This is a genomic window from Candidatus Kryptonium thompsonii (genome assembly GCF_001535985.1).
In the GTDB taxonomy this organism is placed as follows: Bacteria; Bacteroidota; Ignavibacteria; order Kryptoniales; family Kryptoniaceae; genus Kryptonium; species Kryptonium thompsonii.
Window position 1 is genome coordinate 54,660 of record NZ_CZVS01000011.1, and the last position, 20,296, is coordinate 74,955.

Annotated in this window: 14 protein-coding genes and 2 pseudogenes; 2 read left to right on the forward strand and 14 right to left on the reverse strand. The window is 37.7% G+C overall.

What is annotated here, in order from left to right; genetic code table 11:
• Window positions 1-4: 4 nt before the first annotated feature.
• Both AWW78_RS02200 and AWW78_RS02205 read right to left on the reverse strand, forming a co-directional pair.
• Window positions 5-1,213 (reverse strand): OmpP1/FadL family transporter, encoded by a 1,209-nt coding sequence (locus AWW78_RS02200; protein WP_075426044.1) that lies wholly within the window; start codon window positions 1,211-1,213, stop codon window positions 5-7.
• Window positions 1,214-1,232: 19 nt separating this feature from the next.
• On the reverse strand, window positions 1,233-1,760 hold the full coding sequence (locus AWW78_RS02205; protein ID WP_075427052.1) for an acyl-CoA carboxylase biotin carboxyl carrier protein subunit: 528 nt from the start codon (window positions 1,758-1,760) through the stop codon (window positions 1,233-1,235).
• 154 nt (window positions 1,761-1,914) lie between these two features.
• Here AWW78_RS02205 and gcvPB point away from each other — a divergent pair, with 154 nt between their 5' ends.
• Complete coding sequence (gene gcvPB / locus AWW78_RS02210; RefSeq protein WP_141653879.1) at window positions 1,915-3,261, forward strand: aminomethyl-transferring glycine dehydrogenase subunit GcvPB; 1,347 nt, start codon at window positions 1,915-1,917, stop codon at window positions 3,259-3,261.
• On the opposite strand, the pseudogene AWW78_RS02215 reads toward gcvPB, so the two are convergent.
• Both AWW78_RS02215 and AWW78_RS02220 read right to left on the reverse strand, forming a co-directional pair.
• Window positions 3,157-3,531 (reverse strand): annotated as a pseudogene (locus AWW78_RS02215) (thioredoxin domain-containing protein); the annotation flags it as partial. The gene gcvPB and the pseudogene AWW78_RS02215 overlap by 105 nt on opposite strands.
• A 137-nt stretch (window positions 3,532-3,668) precedes the next feature.
• Window positions 3,669-3,974 (reverse strand): annotated as a pseudogene (locus AWW78_RS02220) (aminomethyl-transferring glycine dehydrogenase subunit GcvPB); the annotation flags it as partial.
• Between AWW78_RS02220 and AWW78_RS02225 the strand changes: the two are divergent.
• On the forward strand, window positions 3,928-5,547 hold the full coding sequence (locus AWW78_RS02225; protein ID WP_141653880.1) for a thioredoxin domain-containing protein: 1,620 nt from the start codon (window positions 3,928-3,930) through the stop codon (window positions 5,545-5,547). The pseudogene AWW78_RS02220 and the gene AWW78_RS02225 sit on opposite strands and share 47 nt — an antisense overlap.
• A gap of 18 nt (window positions 5,548-5,565) precedes the next feature.
• On the opposite strand, the gene AWW78_RS02230 is transcribed toward AWW78_RS02225, so the two are convergent.
• From AWW78_RS02230 to AWW78_RS02270, 10 genes are all read right to left on the reverse strand, one after another.
• On the reverse strand, window positions 5,566-7,860 hold the full coding sequence (locus tag AWW78_RS02230; protein ID WP_047133194.1) for a glucosidase family protein: 2,295 nt from the start codon (window positions 7,858-7,860) through the stop codon (window positions 5,566-5,568).
• A gap of 29 nt (window positions 7,861-7,889) precedes the next feature.
• Window positions 7,890-8,702 (reverse strand): carbohydrate ABC transporter permease, encoded by an 813-nt coding sequence (locus tag AWW78_RS02235; RefSeq protein WP_047133195.1) that lies wholly within the window; start codon window positions 8,700-8,702, stop codon window positions 7,890-7,892.
• Entirely contained in the window at window positions 8,699-9,562 is an 864-nt protein-coding gene (locus AWW78_RS02240) for a carbohydrate ABC transporter permease (protein WP_234697878.1), read from the reverse strand. Before AWW78_RS02240 ends, AWW78_RS02235 begins: the two co-directional genes overlap by 4 nt.
• Window positions 9,559-10,866, reverse strand: coding sequence for an ABC transporter substrate-binding protein (locus tag AWW78_RS02245; RefSeq protein ID WP_075426047.1), 1,308 nt, complete (start codon window positions 10,864-10,866; stop codon window positions 9,559-9,561). Before AWW78_RS02245 ends, AWW78_RS02240 begins: the two co-directional genes overlap by 4 nt.
• Window positions 10,863-12,896 carry a T9SS type A sorting domain-containing protein gene (locus AWW78_RS02250; protein ID WP_141652026.1) on the reverse strand — a complete coding sequence of 678 codons (2,034 nt, stop codon included), beginning with the start codon at window positions 12,894-12,896 and terminating at the stop codon, window positions 10,863-10,865. Before AWW78_RS02250 ends, AWW78_RS02245 begins: the two co-directional genes overlap by 4 nt.
• Before the next feature lie 13 nt (window positions 12,897-12,909).
• A complete protein-coding gene (locus AWW78_RS02255; protein WP_047133198.1) occupies window positions 12,910-13,947 on the reverse strand; it encodes a PorV/PorQ family protein in 1,038 nt (345 codons plus the stop codon).
• A gap of 20 nt (window positions 13,948-13,967) precedes the next feature.
• Window positions 13,968-14,336: a hypothetical protein gene (locus AWW78_RS10360; RefSeq protein WP_141653881.1), complete on the reverse strand. Its 369-nt coding sequence runs from the start codon at window positions 14,334-14,336 to the stop codon at window positions 13,968-13,970.
• A complete protein-coding gene (locus tag AWW78_RS02260; protein WP_141653882.1) occupies window positions 14,305-17,139 on the reverse strand; it encodes a fibronectin type III domain-containing protein in 2,835 nt (944 codons plus the stop codon). Before AWW78_RS02260 ends, AWW78_RS10360 begins: the two co-directional genes overlap by 32 nt.
• A gap of 38 nt (window positions 17,140-17,177) precedes the next feature.
• A complete protein-coding gene (locus AWW78_RS02265; RefSeq protein WP_047133199.1) occupies window positions 17,178-19,817 on the reverse strand; it encodes a TonB-dependent receptor in 2,640 nt (879 codons plus the stop codon).
• A 54-nt stretch (window positions 19,818-19,871) separates the two neighbouring features.
• Window positions 19,872-20,296 (reverse strand): FlgD immunoglobulin-like domain containing protein (locus AWW78_RS02270; protein ID WP_047133200.1); only part of this gene is annotated, 425 nt, incomplete at its 5' end.

Below are 20,296 nucleotides of genomic sequence, written 5' to 3' on the forward strand. Positions count from 1 at the left end.
AAATTTAAAAAAGCTTATAAGAAAAGTTTATTCCGAGCAGATGCGCACTTGCGTTGTAAACCCCATCAAAACCAACTACCGTCCCGATGACTTCCCTTTGCTTAAACCTTACAAACATATAACCAAGGTCAATTGTTAAATTCCCCATCGTATATCCGGCTCCAAATGTAAATTCCCATCTGTCCGAATCAGGCAAAGATGGTTCAACATATTTATCATCAATCGGGTTTCGATCATACGCAATTCCACCCCTCAATGCAAAATTACCAAAACGATATTCTAATCCAGCTTTGTAAATTGAAACATCTCTATAATATCTTTCAAGTTTTTGATCCTTTTGAGCTTGTGTTTCGGTTTCGAAATCAATTTCAATGACATCATAAGAAGACCATCTTGTAAATTGGTAACCAAGCTCGAATGTTACATTTTCATTCGAGAATCCAATTCCTGCCATGATTACATCTGGCATTTTAACACTCGTCTTGATGTTTCCACCTGGGAGAAGCGCATCAAGAGCTGCAGGTTTTTTAAAATCCGCCGTTCCAGAGTAGTTAACTTTAACCTGTGAACGATAAGAAAATCCAACAGACACAGGATCAAGTTTCAACAACCACCCAACGTTAAAACCAACACCTGTTCCATCACCTGACAACTTAACATCAACCTCTGGCGTAAATGATGTGATTTTTCTTGTCAATGTGACGGTGCTATAAACAAAATCAAAGCCAGCGCCAATTGAAAGTTCATCTGAAAACTTATAAGCAATAGTTGGATTGATATAAAATGTTTTCAAATCAGATTCAACGGTTATCGCACGTCCCAACCAATCTTCTGGCCACTTTGAGCCAAGCCCATAAGGGTTAAAAACTCCGATACCAATTGCAAACCCGCTTTCAAAAGTATGCGTTAGATAAAGATTGCTTGGATAAAAAACCTGTTTCACCATCTTGGTTTCTTGGGTTGTGTTAAATTGATAAGGACCACGAAATCTTGCAGATGGAAATATAAGCGTCGTCCCAATTGAAAAGTTTGTTCCTTTCAAGTAAGTCAAACCAGCTGGATTGTAAAAAATGCTAATTGGAGCATAAGATGTAGCAAATGCCCCAGCCATTCCGGTGGCTCTTGCACCGTGTTCATTAATTTGAAAGCCACCTGCAAATAAAAGATTTGAAAAGACTAAAGCTACCACAAGGCAGGATAAAATAAATCGCATATGTCCTCCATATTTTTGTTTAGTTTGTGGAAATTTTTAAAAGAGATGCCCCTTTTTCAACAGCGCTTCCTTCACTGACAAGAACATCCTCAACAATTCCCTCAAGATCACTCCTTATTTCATTTTCCATCTTCATCGCTTCAAGAATTAATAACTTGTCACCGATTTTAATCTGCGAACCAGGCTTGACGAAAATTTTCGTCACAAGGCCTGGCATAGGTGATTTAAGGATTTTTTCCTTTTTGGCTTCCCCAGATGAGGTGCTACGGTAGGAATCTATAAGGCTTTGATACTTCGTTGAAACTTTACAATGGTAATCCCCAAAAGAGTTAGTTAAAATTGTCAAATCCCCGTCGATGGAAAAGTTGAAGGTGAAGATTTTATGATCAATCGAAAAGACGATTTGATCATTTGAGATATTTAAGACTTTAACTCGATGTTTTTGCCCCCCTACTTCAACTTCAAACTCGTTGGCGCTTTCTTTCCTCAGTTCGAGCTCAATATCTAAGTTGTTAACAGTTATCTTCATAGGGCGTTTATTTATCATTTTTCACACTAAATATAAACCAAAAAAATCAATATTTCAAGTGCAGAAAGCCTAACTTCACAGTTTTGGAAGTACCTAAGTTGTAAAATTACTCCTTTCTTCTTAACTTTACCTTTGAAAAGCACATAATTTCAAAAAAATTAAAGTTTCAAATATGCCCTCTAAGTTAATTTTTGAGCTAAGCCGTCCCGGGAGAAAGGGTTATTCTTTGCCCAAAAACGATGTCCCTGAAAAACATATTGAAGATTTAATCCCCCAAAAATTTCTACGCTCAACCCCACCCTCTCTTCCAGAATTAAGTGAAAACGAAGTCATAAGACACTACATACGGCTTTCAACATTAAATTACCATGTCGACAAAGGTTTCTATCCGCTTGGTTCCTGCACCATGAAATACAATCCAAAAGTAAACGAAGTCGCTGCATCACTACCCGGCTTCAGAAACATCCATCCACATATGGATGACGAGCTTGTCCAAGGAGCGCTTCAAATCATGTATGAACTTTCTGAAATGCTCGCCGAGATAACCGGCATGAAAGCTGTATCGCTTCAACCAGCTGCTGGAGCCCACGGTGAATTAACAGGAATTTTAATGATAAGAGCATATCACGAAAAGCTTGGGAATCCAAGAAAGAAAATTTTAATCCCCGACTCAGCCCACGGGACAAATCCAGCAAGCGTAACTATCTCCGGCTATACCGCTGTAAGCGTTAAATCAAACGAATACGGAACAATCGACCTTGAAGATTTAAAAGCGAAACTTGATGAAGATGTAGCCGGAATAATGCTAACAAACCCAAATACACTTGGTATCTTTGAAAAGGATATTCTTAAAGTTGAAAAGTTAATACACGACGCCGGGGCATTGATGTATATGGATGGTGCAAATTTAAATGCGCTTGTCGGGATAACAAAACCTGGAGATATGGGATTTGATGTAGTTCATTTAAACTTACACAAAACATTTTCAACACCACATGGCGGAGGTGGTCCAGGCGCAGGTCCAGTTGCTGTAAGTGAAAAACTCATACCGTTCCTCCCAGTCCCGAGAGTTGAGAAAAAGGACGGAAAATTTATACTGAATTATAACTACCCTGACTCAATTGGCAAAATCCATACATTCTTCGGAAATTTCGGAGTCATGGTTCGAGCATACACATACATCAGAATGCTTGGTAGCAAAGGTCTTAGAGAAGTAAGTGAAAACGCAATTATAAATTCAAACTACCTGTTAAGCAGAATAAAAGATTACTTCGATAGACCCTACCTTGGAAAACCACTCCATGAATTCGTCGTCTCAGCCAGCAGTAGAAGTTTTTCTCTATTTTCGTTCCATAACTGCTATTCTTTGAAGGAGGTCAATCAGTCCAAGCCTGTTATATTTCGAGTATTTTGGTATATATGTTCCAGCGAAGAAAGGTTTTTTATCAGGTGTCATTATTATCGTCAAGGGCCAGCCCCCGTGACCTGTCATCGCTTGACATATGTTCATGTAAACTGAGTCGATATCTGGTCTTTCTTCTCTGTCAACTTTTATTGAAATGAAGTTTTCATTTAGAATTTTCGCAACTTCTTCATCTTGGAACGATTCTTTTTCCATCACATGACACCAGTGGCAAGTTGAGTATCCTATTGAAAGAAAAATTGGTTTATTTTCATTTTTTGCCCTTTCAAAAGCTTCGTCGCACCATGGATACCAGTCAACGGGGTTTTCGGCATGTTGAAGTAAGTAAGGGCTTTTCTCATTTATGAGATGATTGTATTTTTTCATTGCATTTCCGTTTAAGTTATTTCGCTTTTAATTTTTAACATTTTTTGGTTTAATTGCGTTTCAGAGGCGGGTTTTAAGAATGGAAGGAAAATTTTGAAGAGAAGAGGGCGATAAAGTTATCGCCCCCAATTTGAGTTTTATTCCTTAAAGCAAACATTTACATTTTTTGAAGCGTAGGCATCGTCAAGGCGTTTAACAGGTGTGGTGTGTGGAGCGGTGAGCACTACTTCAGGATTTGTTTTTATCTCTTCAATTATTTTGATCAAAGCGTCGGCGAATGCGTCAAGCGTCTCTTTTGTTTCCGTCTCCGTTGGCTCGATCATCAATGCTTCTGAAACAATTAACGGGAAATAAATCGTTGGTGCATGAAAACCGTAATCAAGCAATCGTTTCGCTATGTCAAGCGTTCTAACATTATACTCGAATTTATATCTGCTGGCTGACCAAATAACCGATGAAATTAAACAAGCACTCACGCATATCCAACCGAAAGAAACCATAGATGAACAAATCTTTACACAGGCTTACGATCAACTTGAATCTCAATTTGACCCCGAATATGGCGGATTTGGCTCTGCACCGAAATTTCCAACCCCACATAACTTGATGTTTTTGCTGAGATATTGGAAAACAACTGGAAATATAAAAGCCTTAGCAATGGTTGAAAAAACATTAAACTCAATGTCGCTTGGTGGAATATATGATCATATAGGTTTCGGTTTCCACAGATATTCAACGGACAGACAATGGATTCTTCCACATTTTGAAAAAATGCTTTACGATCAAGCTTTAATCTCAATAGCATATCTTGAGGCGTATCAAGCAACTGGGAATTTAAGGTATAAAAAGCTTTGCGATGAAATTTTATCATATGTTTTAAGAAACCTCACAAATCCAGATGGGGGCTTTTACTCCGCCGAGGATGCGGATAGCGAAGGTGAAGAAGGCAAATTTTACCTATGGGAATTTGAAGAGTTAAGGAAGTTGTTAAACCAAGATGAGTTTAATTTTGTATGCGAAAAATTTAACATTCAAAAAGACGGAAATTATTTTGACGAATTAAGGAAAGGGAGAACAGGCAAAAATATATTTTACCTTACCCAGCAACTCAACGAAGAAGAAAACGAAAAGTGGCAAAGAATAAGACAAAAACTTTTTGAACATAGAGAAAAAAGGATACACCCGCTTAAAGATGATAAAATACTCACCGATTGGAACGGATTGATGATCGCAGCGTTCGCAAAAGCATATTCCGTTTTAAAAATTGACGAATATCTCAATGTTGCAAGAAAAAGCGCAGATTTCATCTTAAAAAACCTTTACAAAGACGGAAAGTTGCTTCATAGATTTAGAGATGGTGAAGCCAAAATAGATGGATATCTCGACGACTATTCTTTCTTCATCTGGGGGTTGCTGGAACTTTACGAAGCAAGCTTTGAAACACGATATCTTAAAACTGCGATTGATCTGACTGAAACAATGATCCAACTCTTTTGGGATGGTGAAAACGGTGGATTTTATTTCACGGATTCAGAAAATAAAGATGTAATTTTTAGGCAAAAAGAACTTTACGATGGCGCAATTCCATCAGGGAACTCGGTCGCTCTTCTTGATTTGATAAAACTTGCGAAAATAACAGGTAGAAACGATTTTAATGAAATAATTGATAAACTTGTTGAAACGTTTGCAACGATGGTAAAAAAATATCCTTCTGCCTACACTTTCTTTTTATCCTCGCTTTCCTTCGCTCTAACGCAATCGTTCGAAATTTTTATAGTTGGGAAAAGGGATGAACTTGGCGAAATTTTAAAGGTTATAAATTCAAGGTTTTTGCCCAACAAAGTTATTTTATTCAAACCATCGGACGAAGAAAGCGACATAACCACGATCTCACCATTTACATCAGAATATAAAGAAATTAATGGAAAAACGACGATTTACATTTGCACAAATTACGAATGTAAAAAGCCTGTAAATGATATAAAAGAGCTATCTAATTTGCTTGAAGAGATTTAAAGATTCTTATCGGTTTCACTATTTCATGTCTATGATCTTAGCTTCGCCGGGGTTGAGTTTAACATCAAAACTTTTCTCTCCAACTTCAACCTTGCCATTAAATCCAATATCCGACCCAACAAAAATAAATTTCTCACCCATGTTATTCATAAAAGGCAAATAAAAAATTCCCCCGTCGCCGTGCGTCTTGATATCCTCATTTATCATTTTTCTTATCTCTATTATTTCCCCATCAAACTTAATCTTTTCGATTTCCACACCTGATATATAAAGTTTGTTATCAAGTATAAATGCATCAATTCGTGAACCTCTGTAAGGCAAATTCTTCACTCCAAGCCAGTTCCACTCGGCAGGCAGAGATGGTTTTATTTTTATCTCTTCAAAGTCAAATGAAAATCCCCATAATCCTTCAATGACAAGCCATATATAAGTTGGAGGCATCCACGGGCTTAATGTCATCCCCAAACTGATCCCACTTTCACCATGAAGCCTCTCCGGAAACTGCCCGGGGACAAGGTTTTGATAATAAGAAGGATTTTCAGATTCGATTACCTTATAAATGTTAACCAATGCTTCTGCAACCTTTTCGGGGAAAAATTTTCTCACACCGAAGCCAATCCAAGCCGTCAAATTTGGCCAAACGCCACCCATAAGTTGAAAACCAAACTCAGGATCATAATTTTTTTCTAACTTACTTACAGTCCTTGCGCCATATTCTGTCCATATGTCCGGTTGAATTAGTCTCATTGAGATTTTATACTTAAGCTCATGTTCAAAATCCTCAGTGGAAAATTCTTTAAATTCATCTGGAGAATCCCCAAACGCAAAAATTAAAGGAAAAACGAGATCGCCAGTTATATCATGATGCTTAACACCATTTATATCAATATTTAAAACCGGCAACCCAGTCAGTTCTGAAATCAGCTTCTCATAAAAATTTTTTATTAAACTTCGAACATAATACTTATATCTCGAAAAATCCTCCTTGTTGCAAAGGTAATACGCAATTTTTGCAACAAGGCCCAAAGCATAAATACATTCTGAATTGATCTCAGTTACATATCCACTTAAATTATAATTTTCAATAATGTTCCTCCACCCGGTTATGCCATAGACTCCAAAACTATTTGAATCAGAAAAAACCAAATCATCTCTCAACTGCGAAAGAATATACTCGGCTATACTTTTTATTTTGTCATAATTTTCACGGAGCTCGTTCAAATTACACAACATAGAATGATGATACAAAGCCCATATCAAAAGCGGCGTATCATCGTTTATGTTTAAGTTATAATCGTAAGGTTTCGGCTCAACCTCATCAGCGTGGACATATTCAACAACCTTTCCATTTTTGCATACCCCGTGTTTAAGTGCAAACTCAATAATTTTATGCGAGAACTGCGGAGTCACATAATCCGAGCCCAAAACAAACCACGCAAGATCCCGCATCACAACTATATCCTGTGGTGGGTCATTTGTAAAAGCAAAACCGGATCTATAAAAATGCTCAACTCTGCACATATTCACCTTTGCCCATTGAAACCCTGAATTTATCACAGCATTTGGCGTAAAAACATAACTCGTATTCAAAATTTCATTAAGCTCATCATTGGAAAGCTTAAAAATCTCATCGTAAAGATCCCTGATATTTTCACTTGGTCCTTCTCCACCAATTGAATATAAAAGCAAAATCTCCATTTTTTCTCCGGGTCCCAATTCAACTTTTTGACAAGTTTCGATCTTGACCTCATCAACTTCAGCATCGCAGAAGTTAGTTTCTGAGATCAAAAACCGTTTCTCATCGCTTGAATCAAGTGATTTCACTTCAAAAGATTTTGAATCTTTTCTAACTATTCTATATCGTTTCTTCTTCTCCTCAACCGGCGGTTGCTTAGTAAAAAAGGGTGAATCAACCGCAGGGATAATTATTTCATGATTTATCAAAATATTTACTTTGGCATCTTCATTGTTGATAATCTCTATGACATAGAAAAATTTTTTCAATTTATCTTTCTCTGCCTCAAAATGTTCAATTTGAACATACGGGAGAAATGCTCTCTTGGTTATTGAAAAGTTTCTGGAGTCGCTGAGATATTTTGTCGCCTGTGAAAAAGGCTCAAAAATTGTTTCAACGGGTTTCAATTTTTCAGCACCAACATAAAATTCGATTCTCCACCTGCCGCAATAAAATTTGTTGTCAAGGGAATACCATAGACCTTCAAGGTTAGTTTCTTTATCAAAGCGAGCGAACAAAAGAAAATTTCCAAGCGAAGAACCAGTTTTTAAGTTTTCAGCTTTTCTAATATACCTCATTCGGCGTTAAAGTTAATTTTTGTTTTTAATTATTCTTTTAAACCCACGGTCGCCATGCTTTCAATGAAATATCTTTGAAAGAATGAATACGCTATGATGATCGGTAATGCAAGTAAAGTTGCTGACGCAAGTTGAACTCCAAGCTGGCTTCCCGCCTGACCTCCAAGCACGAAAATGGTCACAAGCTGGGGCATGGTCATAAGCTTTTCATCTCTTATAACGATAAGTGGCCATAGAACTTCATTCCAACTTGACATAAAAGTTAAAATTCCCACCGTTGAAACAGCTGGCTTTGAAAGGGGGATTATTATCTTGAAAAGTATTTGCAAATCGTTGCATCCATCAAGACGTGCCGATTCTATCAATGACTCAGGAATTGTTAGGAAAAATTGTCTAAAAACTAAAATCGAAAACGAGCTCATCATCCCGGGCAAAATTAAACCAGCATAGGTATCAACAAGCCCAAGTTTTACTATCAAAACATAAGTTGGGATCAGCGTAATTTGAAATGGTATCATCATTGTAAAAAGAATTAAAATCAGCAGAAACTCCCTACCCCGAAAATTTAACCTTGATAAAGCATATCCAACAATTGAACCAAAAAGTATAACTGAGAATGTAATTGACAGGGAGACAAATAAGCTGTTAAAAAATGCCCGAATAATTGGGATTTTCCCAAGAACGATTGAATAATTTTTAAAACTTATATTTTTTGAAAAAAACCAAATATCCGCTATTTCAAACTCCGGTTTTAAAGTCGCAAAAACCATCCACAAGAAGGGATAAGCGAAAACAAAAGCACCAATTATCAAGATAAAGTATGTTAAAATCTTACCTTTCAATATATCCTCCGCTCAATAAATTTTCTTTGCACAACCACAACTGCTAAGATTATCAATGCAAAGAAAAATCCAAGCGTCGCTGCATAGCCCATATGGTTAAAATAAAATGCCTGATTATAGATATACAGCATCGCTGAAAGAGTGCTATCCATCGGTCCTCCACCGGTCATAATGTATGGCTCAATGAAAAGTGAAAACCCTCCGATCGTTGATAAGACTACTACAAGAACTACTGTTGGATTTAACATAGGCAAAGTGATTTTGAAGAATTTTTGAAAACCGGAAGCCCCATCAATTTCAGCAGCTTCGTAAAGTTCCTGGGGTATATTCTGTAACCCAGCCAAGAAGATTACAATATAAAATCCAACATTTTTCCATGTAGCCATGACCGCAATTGAAGGCATTGCAAGCTCAGGACTTACAAGCCAAGGAATTCTTTTTAATCTAGCCTTAACCAAAACCTGGTTTATAAGTCCAGTTTCATAAGCATACATCTGTTGCCACAAAATGGTCACAACAACACCAGAAACAACAACGGGTAAAAAATAAAGGGCTCTAAAGAATCCTTTCATCTTTATCTTTTGATTTAAAAGCTGCGCGAAAAATAGCGCTATAAAAATTTGAAGCGGGATATGAATCGATAAAAAAACTAAAGTATTGAAAAGTGATTTAAAAAATAACTCATCGTTAAACAGCCTAACAAAATTTTTAAAACCGATAAACTCCATCGGGGTGGCTACATTCCACCTATGAAAAATTAAAATAAAGGAGAAGACAAGAGGATAAGCAACAAATGTCAAAAAATAAACAACGTAAGGCAAAACCATAAAATATCCAGCGCCACTTTTAACACTCCTCATCTTGACCATTCAAATATAACATTTATTCTCTTTATCAAACTTTTAACAGCCTCCTCCGATGTTTTCGCCCCATAAACCGCACAAGCTTCAAATTCCTTCGAGATCACATCAAAAATTTCTTTAAGCTCCATAACCTCATCAACGCCTCGCGTAAAAACAACTTGTTCAGCAAAAAATCTCATCTTTGGATTTCGATCAAAATATGCCCTGAATTTTTCACTTTCAAGCAAATCTCCCCTTATCGGCAATTGATTACAAATCTCAAGCAAGAGTAGATCAGCCTCCTCACTCACCAGAAACTTAACAAATTCCCAAGCTTCTTTTTTATGTTTCGTCGTGCTAAATATAGCTATATTTTTAGGATCACCATAGGTATAAATTGCACTGCCACCTTGGGCGATAAAATCATCCGCGACCGGAATGGGAGCAAAACTATATTCAAATCCAGCCGGCTTGTTCATCTCAAGATATGCGATCGTCCATGGACCCGTAAATCTAATCGCAACCTTACCCATCAGAAATGGATCAACTTGGAAGCTTGCTTTGGGAAAATATTTCTCATCAAAACACTTTTTAAAAAAATCAAAAACTTTTTTAGCTGAGTTGACATCAATTTTTAATTCATCCCCCTCAAAAAACGTCTTCCCGCCAGAAGAAGCAATATAAAATGGATAAAAATCAAAAAACCTCTGCCACCATATCGGTCTCGTATCTGTATACCCAGGCCAGATATCAATTTCTCCATCTCCATTCACATCTTTTCTTATTTTTTCACATGCTTTAAAAAATTCAGAATATGTTCTCGGCGGAGCATCGATGCCGGATTCTTTAAAAATTTTAACATTATAAAGCATCATTATTGGATTTGTCTTCCAAGGGAATTGATAGAAATGTCCATCTTTTGATCTGAAACTTTCAAGTAAATCAGGCGGAATTCCCCTTGCATTTACAACCGAATCAAAATCGCTAAACTCATCAAGAGGAATAAGTCCCTTCGCTTTTATATACTCAGCAATTGCACCAGGCCAAATATTTGAGCAAACATCCGGAGTTGTTCCACCAGCTATAGCAGCAAGTAAAACCTCCTCAGAAGATTGACCTGAGGGAAGCGGTTGAACTTCAACCTTGATATCGGGATGAAGTTGATTCCATTTCTCAACCAACCTTTTCGCCAACTCGATTTCTTGAGGATTTGCAGAAGGCCAGTACTTCAAACGCACAGTTCCAGCTTCCTCCAACTTATCTTTCTGCGATGAACAACCAAAGGTCAACATAAGCCAAAACAAAATCAAGCAAAACCTCATTTCAACATGACAAACTTTTTAATTTTTGTATGATTAAAAGATTTCAAAAGACAAAAATACACACCGCTTGAGAAAGAATCAAATCTTAATTTGAGAATGCCTGAATTTCCCTCACCTTGAACAGCGCTCGATGTTAAGTCGAAAATTTCTCTGCCCATGATATCGTAAATTTTTAAACTAAAAGGTTTCCTTGCTTTGTAAAAGATGTTCGCCTCAAAATTAAAAGGATTTGGATAAATTTCAAGATCTATTGCTTCATTTTCAAATAAATTTCTCCCCTCAACCTTTGTGATCAAAACTCGCTCAAGATTAAGTTCTCTGCCAGACGGTGAGATGAAAACTTTTCTTTCAACAATTGGTTGAACTATGAAATAGTCAATCCACACGAACTCATCATTTGAACTACCATTGAAAAAGATATCAATGGTGTGTTCACCATTTGAGAGCTTAAAAACTCCAGTAATTTTATCAATCCAGATATAATCCCCATAAGTTGAGCCTGACATATCAAGGTTAAACTCGTAAACGGAGTCTATTACTACTTTAATTCCAGCGTAACCTGATGGAACGGATCTTTTGCGATATTGAAAATAAAGAGTGTAATAACTTAGATCATCATAAACATTATCGATATAAAACTTGACTCTGATCGCATCTCCGCCCCTGAGCTCAACAAGATAGTTTTTGCTTATATAAGCCCAATTAAATTCATTAACATAAACTTTTTTCGGATTTCCTGAGAGAGTTATGAAATTCTCAGCTTCAATGATTTTATAAGAGTTATCCGACTTTGTCTTATAGAAAATATATTTTGATGCGACCTCGTCGTAAAGCACCGTCTGCAAACCAATAAGCCCTTCCACAACTGATTCTGCTCCTGCGTTAAGATTTAAACTTCCATCTCTTTTGACGGCATCGTAAAATCTTCCCGTCGAGGTATCATAAACAGATTTCCCAGCGATGTTATTCCCAAGCCACCATGAAGCATAAAGCCCACCCATCATTTTGTAAGTCGTATCACCAGTCATATTCCCATATTCGACAAAAGCTTGAACGATTGGGGCAATTCCATAATTTATCTGGTCACCTCTATCCGGATATGGTTTTAAATCTGTAAGGTCAAAAGAAAAAAACATTCTTTTGTAGAAGTAATCTATCTCTTTTCTTGCCGACTCGATCCATTCGAAATTATTAAAAATTTTCCCAGCAACGAGAAGCGCGTAAGATTGCCTGCTTCCCCACGAATGCCAAATGTAAATATTTGGGGTAAAAGATGGGTGCACACCAAATGGAAAATCATCAACATCTCCAAACTGATAAGTTGAAATTGCTTTGCAAAGTTTTTCGACCACCCAACGCGCCCTTTCACTTTTTGATATTTCATAATAAAGAGACGCCCCAAGGACCGCTTCAGCTGAGGCATCAGAACCATTTTCAAGAAGCCAATAACCTTGTGCTGGAACCTTCCATGCGATAAATGTATCGTAAATGTCTGATTTATTTATTGTCCTTATAGCCTTCGAAAGAGCTTTTTCTATCCTAGAAGCAAGCGTATCCTTAAACTCGCCCTCAATATTAAGTTTTGAAAATAAATTATATGCATATCCCATTGCCCAAAGGGCTCTGCAAGCCCACCATCTAAAAGTATCATTGTTACTTGTCCGACCAAATTTATTTATCGTCAGATCTGAATAAACGAAGTTATAAAATCCTCCATCATCAGCTTGCATTTTCAAAATGAACTTCAGCAAAAGCTTCGCTTGATTCAAACTATGTTCATCGCGAAATTTTTCATAATACATCAAATATGCAATCACAGCCCTCGCCGCATCATCAACACAAGAGATCCCCTCATCCGCTGGATGAACATATCTGTAATCTGGATAATTTGAATAAATGTGAATTATAGCAACCGTATCGCCACCCATCAAAACCTTTTCAACGAGATAGTCAATATGTGCTAAGTTTATATTTAAACTTTGTGCGTAAATTTTCTGAAAAATCAGAACCAAAATTAGAACTTTTCTCACAACAAAATCCCGTTTAATATTCAATTCCGAGAACAACTGTGTGAACTCCTTTTAACCTTCCATAGTCATTAAAAGAATAATCAAACTTAACCACCGTTTTACTAAACGGAATTTTTGTCCTCAAACCAACTCCCAAGGATAACCCGCCATCAGCATCTTTAAGAAAAAGCATCTGGTTCCCAATTCTAAGGAAAAACAAATCCTTAAAAGAATACTCCGCCCCAAGGTTTAGATATTGGTAATTATCACTTGGAGTAACCGCATCAGTTGAGATTAAAAGCTTGTTGTTTTCAGTTTTAAATACATAAGCAGAAAGACCAAACTGAAAGTTAAGTGGAAGTTGCCAACTTTCCGTCTCAAGCATCGCTGGAATTCTATCGTTGTTCCCATACTTGTTGGGATCGGGGTCGTAAAAAACTCTCGCATCTCTTCCATACATTCTCATGCTAGTCCCAAAATTTGAAATTGTTGCACCTATCATCATACCGCCAAGAAAATCAGTTTTAAAGAGCGTCCCGACATCAAGAGCGACACCCCATGCGGACATATGCCAAATTCTTTGCTGAATGTATTTAAAATTAAAACCAATTGAAAACCTATCGGTAAGGCTCCTCGCATATGTTAAACCTATGGCAAAATCAGTTGCGTTAAAGTATTCGCCCGTTCCCTCTGGTCTTTCTACCGTTCTTACTTCCATATCTGGAACAGTTAAAGTAGTTAAACTCGCCCCAACCGTCCCAATATTACCAACGGGAATGGCAACACCGATAAAGCCAAACTTTATATCGGCTATCCAGCTTGTGTACTGAAATATCGCTTCAATTCTATCAAACCTTGAGATGCCACCGGGATTCCAATATATTGCGCTTGCGTCATTTGCAACAGCAACAAACGAAGCACCCATCCCGGTTGCCCTGCCCCCAACAGGTATCTCAAGAAATGGAGCAGCTGTTGTAGCAACTTTTGAAACATTTGAAACAAATCTTTGGGCAAATACAACTTCTAAAGCAAAGCTCAGCGAAATTAAGAGAAAGAGAATTAACCTTTTCATAATTGCAAAAACTTTTCTTTTTACTTTATCACTGCAAATCTTCCAATTTTTTCTCCTATCCCAGGAGCCTCGACATGATAAATGTAAATTCCATAAGCTATGTCCATCCCATCCTTTGAGACAAGATCCCAAGATACAGCACCGTAATTATCTGTTCCGTTGTAAACGATCGTATCAACGAGATAACCTCTTATCGTGTAAATTCTTATAGTGCAATTCTTGGGTATATTTATAAACCAAATTTTTCTCTCGCCCCTTCCAGCTCTATATCTATTTGCTGGTTCCCATGAAGCAGTCGCAACATATGGATTTGGAACCACCGCAATTTTATCGAGATCATGCTTCGCCTTTTCGATGTCAATTTTTTTGCCCTCTGACCTTAAATTCAAAATACTCTCCATTTCTAAATGGTTTCTTCGTAGCTATGAGAAAAACATCTCCCGGTGATGGTGGGATTTGAACAGGCTTCAAAGTATCCTCAAAAAATTGAACTCTCCATGTTGCTTTCCAACTCCTTGAACTTGGTGGCTGAGTTGCTGAATCACCTCCAAGCACAATTATAAGCCTATCCCCAGGCGATAATATTGAATCTTTATCAACATCGAAGAAAATGAAATCAGCTTTTTTATTTTCTGTTAAATTCCAAACTGTAAATTTAACTGGTATTCTTTGCTGACCAAAAATCAAAGCAAGAGAAGTATCAACAACTTTATCACTAAATCTAACCTCAAAATCAGCGGGATACCTTATATTTCGTGCAACGAAGGTCGGATCAAGGTCAACTCTAACTATATAGTTTGAATTACCTTTTACCCAACCAGTCCTGTTATTATCAAGTGAAACTGATGAATCATTATAGAGATAAATTATCAAACCATCAAAGACCGGAGACTCTTGACCGTAAATGCTCAATTCAACTGAATCGACGATTTTTCGACCATCGCTCATATCATAGATTGAATACTTTGGCACCGGCGAATTATAAAATTTCGAAGTATCAGCAAAAATAACCCTGTAAATATGTCCATCCTTTACTGAATCTGGTTGAAGAAGGTTGATTTGAATTTTACCTGTTCCAGGACCAATATGTGCTATATTACCATCCAAACCAGCTTCAATATATCCAGCGGATGGGGGATTTGGAGTTACGATTGCGGTGTTTATATCTGGTTTAACTGTGCCAGTTACATCAGCTTTTATAATAGCGGTGCACTCAGATGGAGCAATACCATCAATGTTGCCAAGAGCATCCCTTGTAACATAACCACGATCGTATGAAACAACCGCATAATAATAAGTTTGACCATTCTGAACATCATAATCAACAAACGAATGCCTTAAACCAGAGTCATCACCAAGGTAATATTTCAAGCCGTAAATATCAATTGGATGATAACCTTTAATTCCATTAACAAGATCAAATTGTGCAATTGGTTTTTTAAACAATTTATTCCCATGCGCATCTGTAATGACAAATGCTTCCAAAAAGCTCGGATCGGTGCTTTTGTAAATTTTATAACCTTCAAAATCATACTCTTGTAAAAATGGATCCCATGAAAGTTCGGCTCTCGAATCCCAATACAAAGTCACTTTTTTATCCCCAGGAATTGCAACAAGCCGTGGTTTTTCAGGTGGCTTAGCAAATCTATAATTTGCATTGTAAATTTGTTGAACTGTCTTTTTTCTTTTTATCAAATCATTTCTATCTTGACCAAAAAGAAGCGCCATTGAAAACCTTTCAACATGCCCAGCTGGCATTGGGAAAATTCCAGATGAGAAAAACATACCAAGGTTAACAGATTGAAGAAGTTGATCCCTGGCTGGAAGTGGAGCTGTGAAAACGCTCCAATTTTGCTCATCATCCCAAAGTTCATAAGTATGAACCGGGAAGATGGAAAAACCAGTTAAACCAATTTGATCGGACTCATCTTTATCAAGAATTCCAAAATTTGGCTCACCCTGATCAGGACGCCCATTGCCCTCTGAACCATCCGCATCTGGACCTGTATAACCCTCATCAAGAGGCCCAATTCCATCACTTCCGACATCATCGTTCAAAGGCTCTCCATTATCCCACCTGCCATTTTCATTTAAATCGGTAAATCCACGCCAGTTCATATTTTCATCAGCCGTCCACCAATAACCTTGTCTAACAGCTGGTATATCATCAACGCTCGAATAATTATAAAACCTTAAAAACTTACCCAAATCATAATTTGCTTGAATATAAGCTATGATATTTTCACGACCCTTAATTAGCATTCCTGCATCAGGGTCATTTCTTCGTTCATCAATTATCCCGTCATCGTCGTTATCTTTTCCATCATTTTGGATTCCAGGACTTTCAAGAAAGGCGTAACCAGCGACACCAACAGGTCCCCATCTTCCCGGTGTGCCAAGTCCATCTGAATCGAAAGCCCAAGCGATGTCAAGTTCGGTATCATACAAACCACTGTCATCTCCCGAATCATCTGTTCCACCAACTCCCCAATCAATATATTGAGCAAATAAACATTTTTGATAACTCGTTTTTCCCTCGTTCAGAATTTCGTAATGCCAAAATATAACATCTTGAGCAAGAACATGCGACCATTGAAATCCACGCATTGCAACTTCCATTCCTATTCCACGCCTCGTTGTATCATCCGGGTCAGGATAAAAATTCCACTCTTCATCCGGGTCATCATCAAAGACAAAATATGTTTCAAGGTCAGCATTCTTAACTCCCTTGCCAAAATATCCATTCCAAAATCCAGCCCAATCAGGCGGTCTATCGGGCCAAAAAGCTGGCCATGTTGATGGATCGTTGCTTATCGCCGGTTTCGGCTGCGTTGGATTAGCATAACCAGGCAAAGGCGCCCAACCCCAAGGAGTTCCATCCGGACCAATGTCGATAAACTCACGATACATTGTCTCCATCGGATGAATTATCTTCCCACTTCTATCTCTTGTTTCAACTTGAACTATCATTGCGACGCCATCAACATACGAATGACCGCTCCCCTTGGGCCACTCACCACTCGGCTGATCAGGCCAATGTGCTACTTCACCATGATTAAAAAACATAGTCCTAACCATGTTTCCATCCATTATCCCCTGCTTAGTGTACTTCCTGTGCCCAACATTTGGATCTGGCTTAACATGCTGTGAATGAAGAAAACTTGTGACAAGAGTAAATAACAAGATGAACATTAAACCACGCATAGCAATTAGTGATAGTTTTTTAGAGATTAGAAGTCAAATGAAATTCCAAAAATAATTTGCCTCGGCTCAGAATAAAAATCAGGGCGTTTAAAGTATTCTTCAACGGTATTTATACCACGCGGTCTACCTGAATAAATCATTGAAAGCGTGTATCCAGCCCTGCCAGTATCTCCAAAAACTTCAAGTTCATTCTTGATATCAAACAGATTGTAAATTTTAACAAAAAATTGAGCATTAAATCCAAACATCTTGAACAATTTATAAAAATACATATCAAAAGTGTAAACTGCTGGCTTGTTATCGCTGTTCTCAACCGCTGTCCTCTGATTTTGAAAAGCTGGCGTGTACGGTAAACCCGAACCAATCTTACCTATGAAACTCAGGACAAAATTATCAGGTTGACCAAGTGAAATTGTAAAGTTAAGTGAATGTCGCCTGTCCCAATCCAATGGAACAAGCTGTTTATTCCCCTCTATCGGTGGATCAGCTTGATTATTTAAAAACTCAGCATCCGGGTCAGAAGCATTGCCACGCGCAAGTTGAAGAGTATAATCAAGCGTCGCACCAATTCCACCTCTAAATCTCTTTTCCAACGATATAGTTATCCCTCTAACATTTCCATAATCTCGATTAATATACCTTGCAAACTTATCAACATTTAGATACTGGTGGATTTGAGTCCCAAGCAAATTTCTGATGTCTTTATAATAACCTGTTATATCAATTGCTATATCATCAGCTAATTGTTGTTGCAGTCCAATCTCATAGCTAACCGTTCTTTCCGGTTGAAGGTCAGCGTTCCCAATTTTACTCTTCAATCTTCCAACTTCAATTTCAAATTCAGGATTCGTGTAAAGAAATTCAAATGGTGGTATTTGAAAGAAATGTCCATAAGAGATATGAATCACACCGCGATCGGTTATTGGATAAGCCAACCCAATCCTTGGACTCAATTGATACTTTGGCTTTGCGCGTCTGAATAAACTATCCGGCAAAGGTCTATCGGAAGGTAAATGATCAGGATCGATTAAAACTTTCCCATTAGGTTCAAAGTAATCAAATCTCAACCCGACATTTGCGACAAGATATTCAAACTCCATCTTGTCCTGAATATAAGCTGAAAACTCATACGGTCTATGAAGATATTCATTGTTGTTAAATGCAGTTCTAGGCGGAAGTGATGGCACAAATCTATCTTTAAACCTTTCATCCCTTACAATTTCATACTCGCGAAGCCATAAACGATGAAACCGGGTTTCAACCCCTGTTTTAATTTGATGCGTATTGGTAATCTGGTTCGTATAATCAACTTTTGCAATATAAGTTCTCGTGTTTCTGAAAAAGTGCCACATTTGCGCTCCGCCTGTCAAAAAAGCATTGTTGCTTGCATCCTGAAGACGCTTCGGATCTGGATAAAGGTTTATGTCCTTCCAAACATATTGCTGATAATCATTGTAAAGCAATGAACCTTTAACAGTTAGAAAAGCTTTTGAGCTTAAAACATGTGTGTATGAAAGTGTAAGTGTATACGCATACTGATACCTTTTGTAATCGCCATCCGGATTGTATTTAAAGTTATGATCATAAATTTTATAAAAACGCCGTTGATATAAACCCTCAATGTTAAGCTTATTACTTGGGGTTACTTTGAAAGATAACTTGCCTTGTAATGTCAGCCTTCGTTCTGGATTCATTGGAACATAGGAACTATCGCCTGTTGCACCGATATACCACTTTGATGGATCATCCGAGCTAAAATTTGAAGAATCATAAGGTGTGAAAATTCTTCTACCATAGATCCAACCATCATTTTTGTAATACCGCCACGAAAGGAAGAAATTAACTTTATTTTTAAAAACTGGTCCCCCAAGTGTTCCCTGGAAATTATAAATATCTGTGGGGTTGACTCTCTCTATATTCATAAACAAATCTCTATTCGATGAAACATAATCGCCTGTATAAACCGAAAAACTTCCAGTATATCTTTCCCCACCTTCTTTCGTTACAATGTTAACTACACCGGACATCGCCTGTCCATATTCAGCATTAAATGTCCCGGTTACTATTTCCATCTCCTGAATGGCGTGATTTTCAACTTGGATGGCATAAGTGTTTGAAAACACATCGTTTACTGGAATCCCATCGATCATATAAGCGACCTCTCCAATCCTCCCACCACGAAAATGCCCCTCAACAACTCCTGCTTGCAAATTAATTATATCCGTAAAATTTTCAACTGGCAATTTCGCAATGATATCAGAAGAAACCTTTGAACTTGTCGAAGTTAAATCCCTCTGAACAAGCGGTCTTTCAGCAACGACAACAACCTCCTCACCAAGTTCGATCGCGGCTTCTTCAAGTTTAAAATCAACCCGCGTGGTTTGGTCAACAGAAACACGAACATTGGTCACTCGCACTGTTTTAAATCCAACAGCACTTGCTTTTACAGTGTAAACCCCAGGGGGAATATTGAGAATAACATAATTACCTTGCATATCTGTGGCTGCACCAAGCGTAGTCCCCTCAACTATTACATTTACAGCAAAGAGTGGTTCACCAGTTGATGCATTTATAACTTTCCCGGCTATTTTCCCCGTTGTGCCCGAAAAAAGAAGGGAAAACCCAAAGGTCAAGAAGATAAGCGAAAGAATTGCTTTTTTCAACATTTCATCACTTCAAATTAATTTTGAAGAGCGGGGGCAAAAGCCCCCGAAAAGTGATCACTTCAATAACAACATCTTCTTAGCCACTATATTATTTCCAGCAACTAAACGATAAATATAAACACCTGACGCAACCTTTAGCCCATTATCATCAGTTCCATCCCAATAAACTTTATATCTCCCCGGATTGTGATAAGAACTAATCAATGTTTTAATTCTTTGACCTGCAAGGTTATAAATCTCAATTCTAACATGCGAAGCCTCCGGCAAAGCATACTCAATCACGGTTGACGGGTTAAATGGATTGGGATAGTTCTGATAAAGTTCATACCTACTTGGGATCAAACCTTTATCAGCAATTGGTTTATCATCGACGCCGACAATCACATTACTTATCGGTGCTAAAGCAAACTCATCGAAGAACACCTTACCATAGAATAGTGGCCAGAACCTTGCCCTCACACTTACACCAACAACATCAT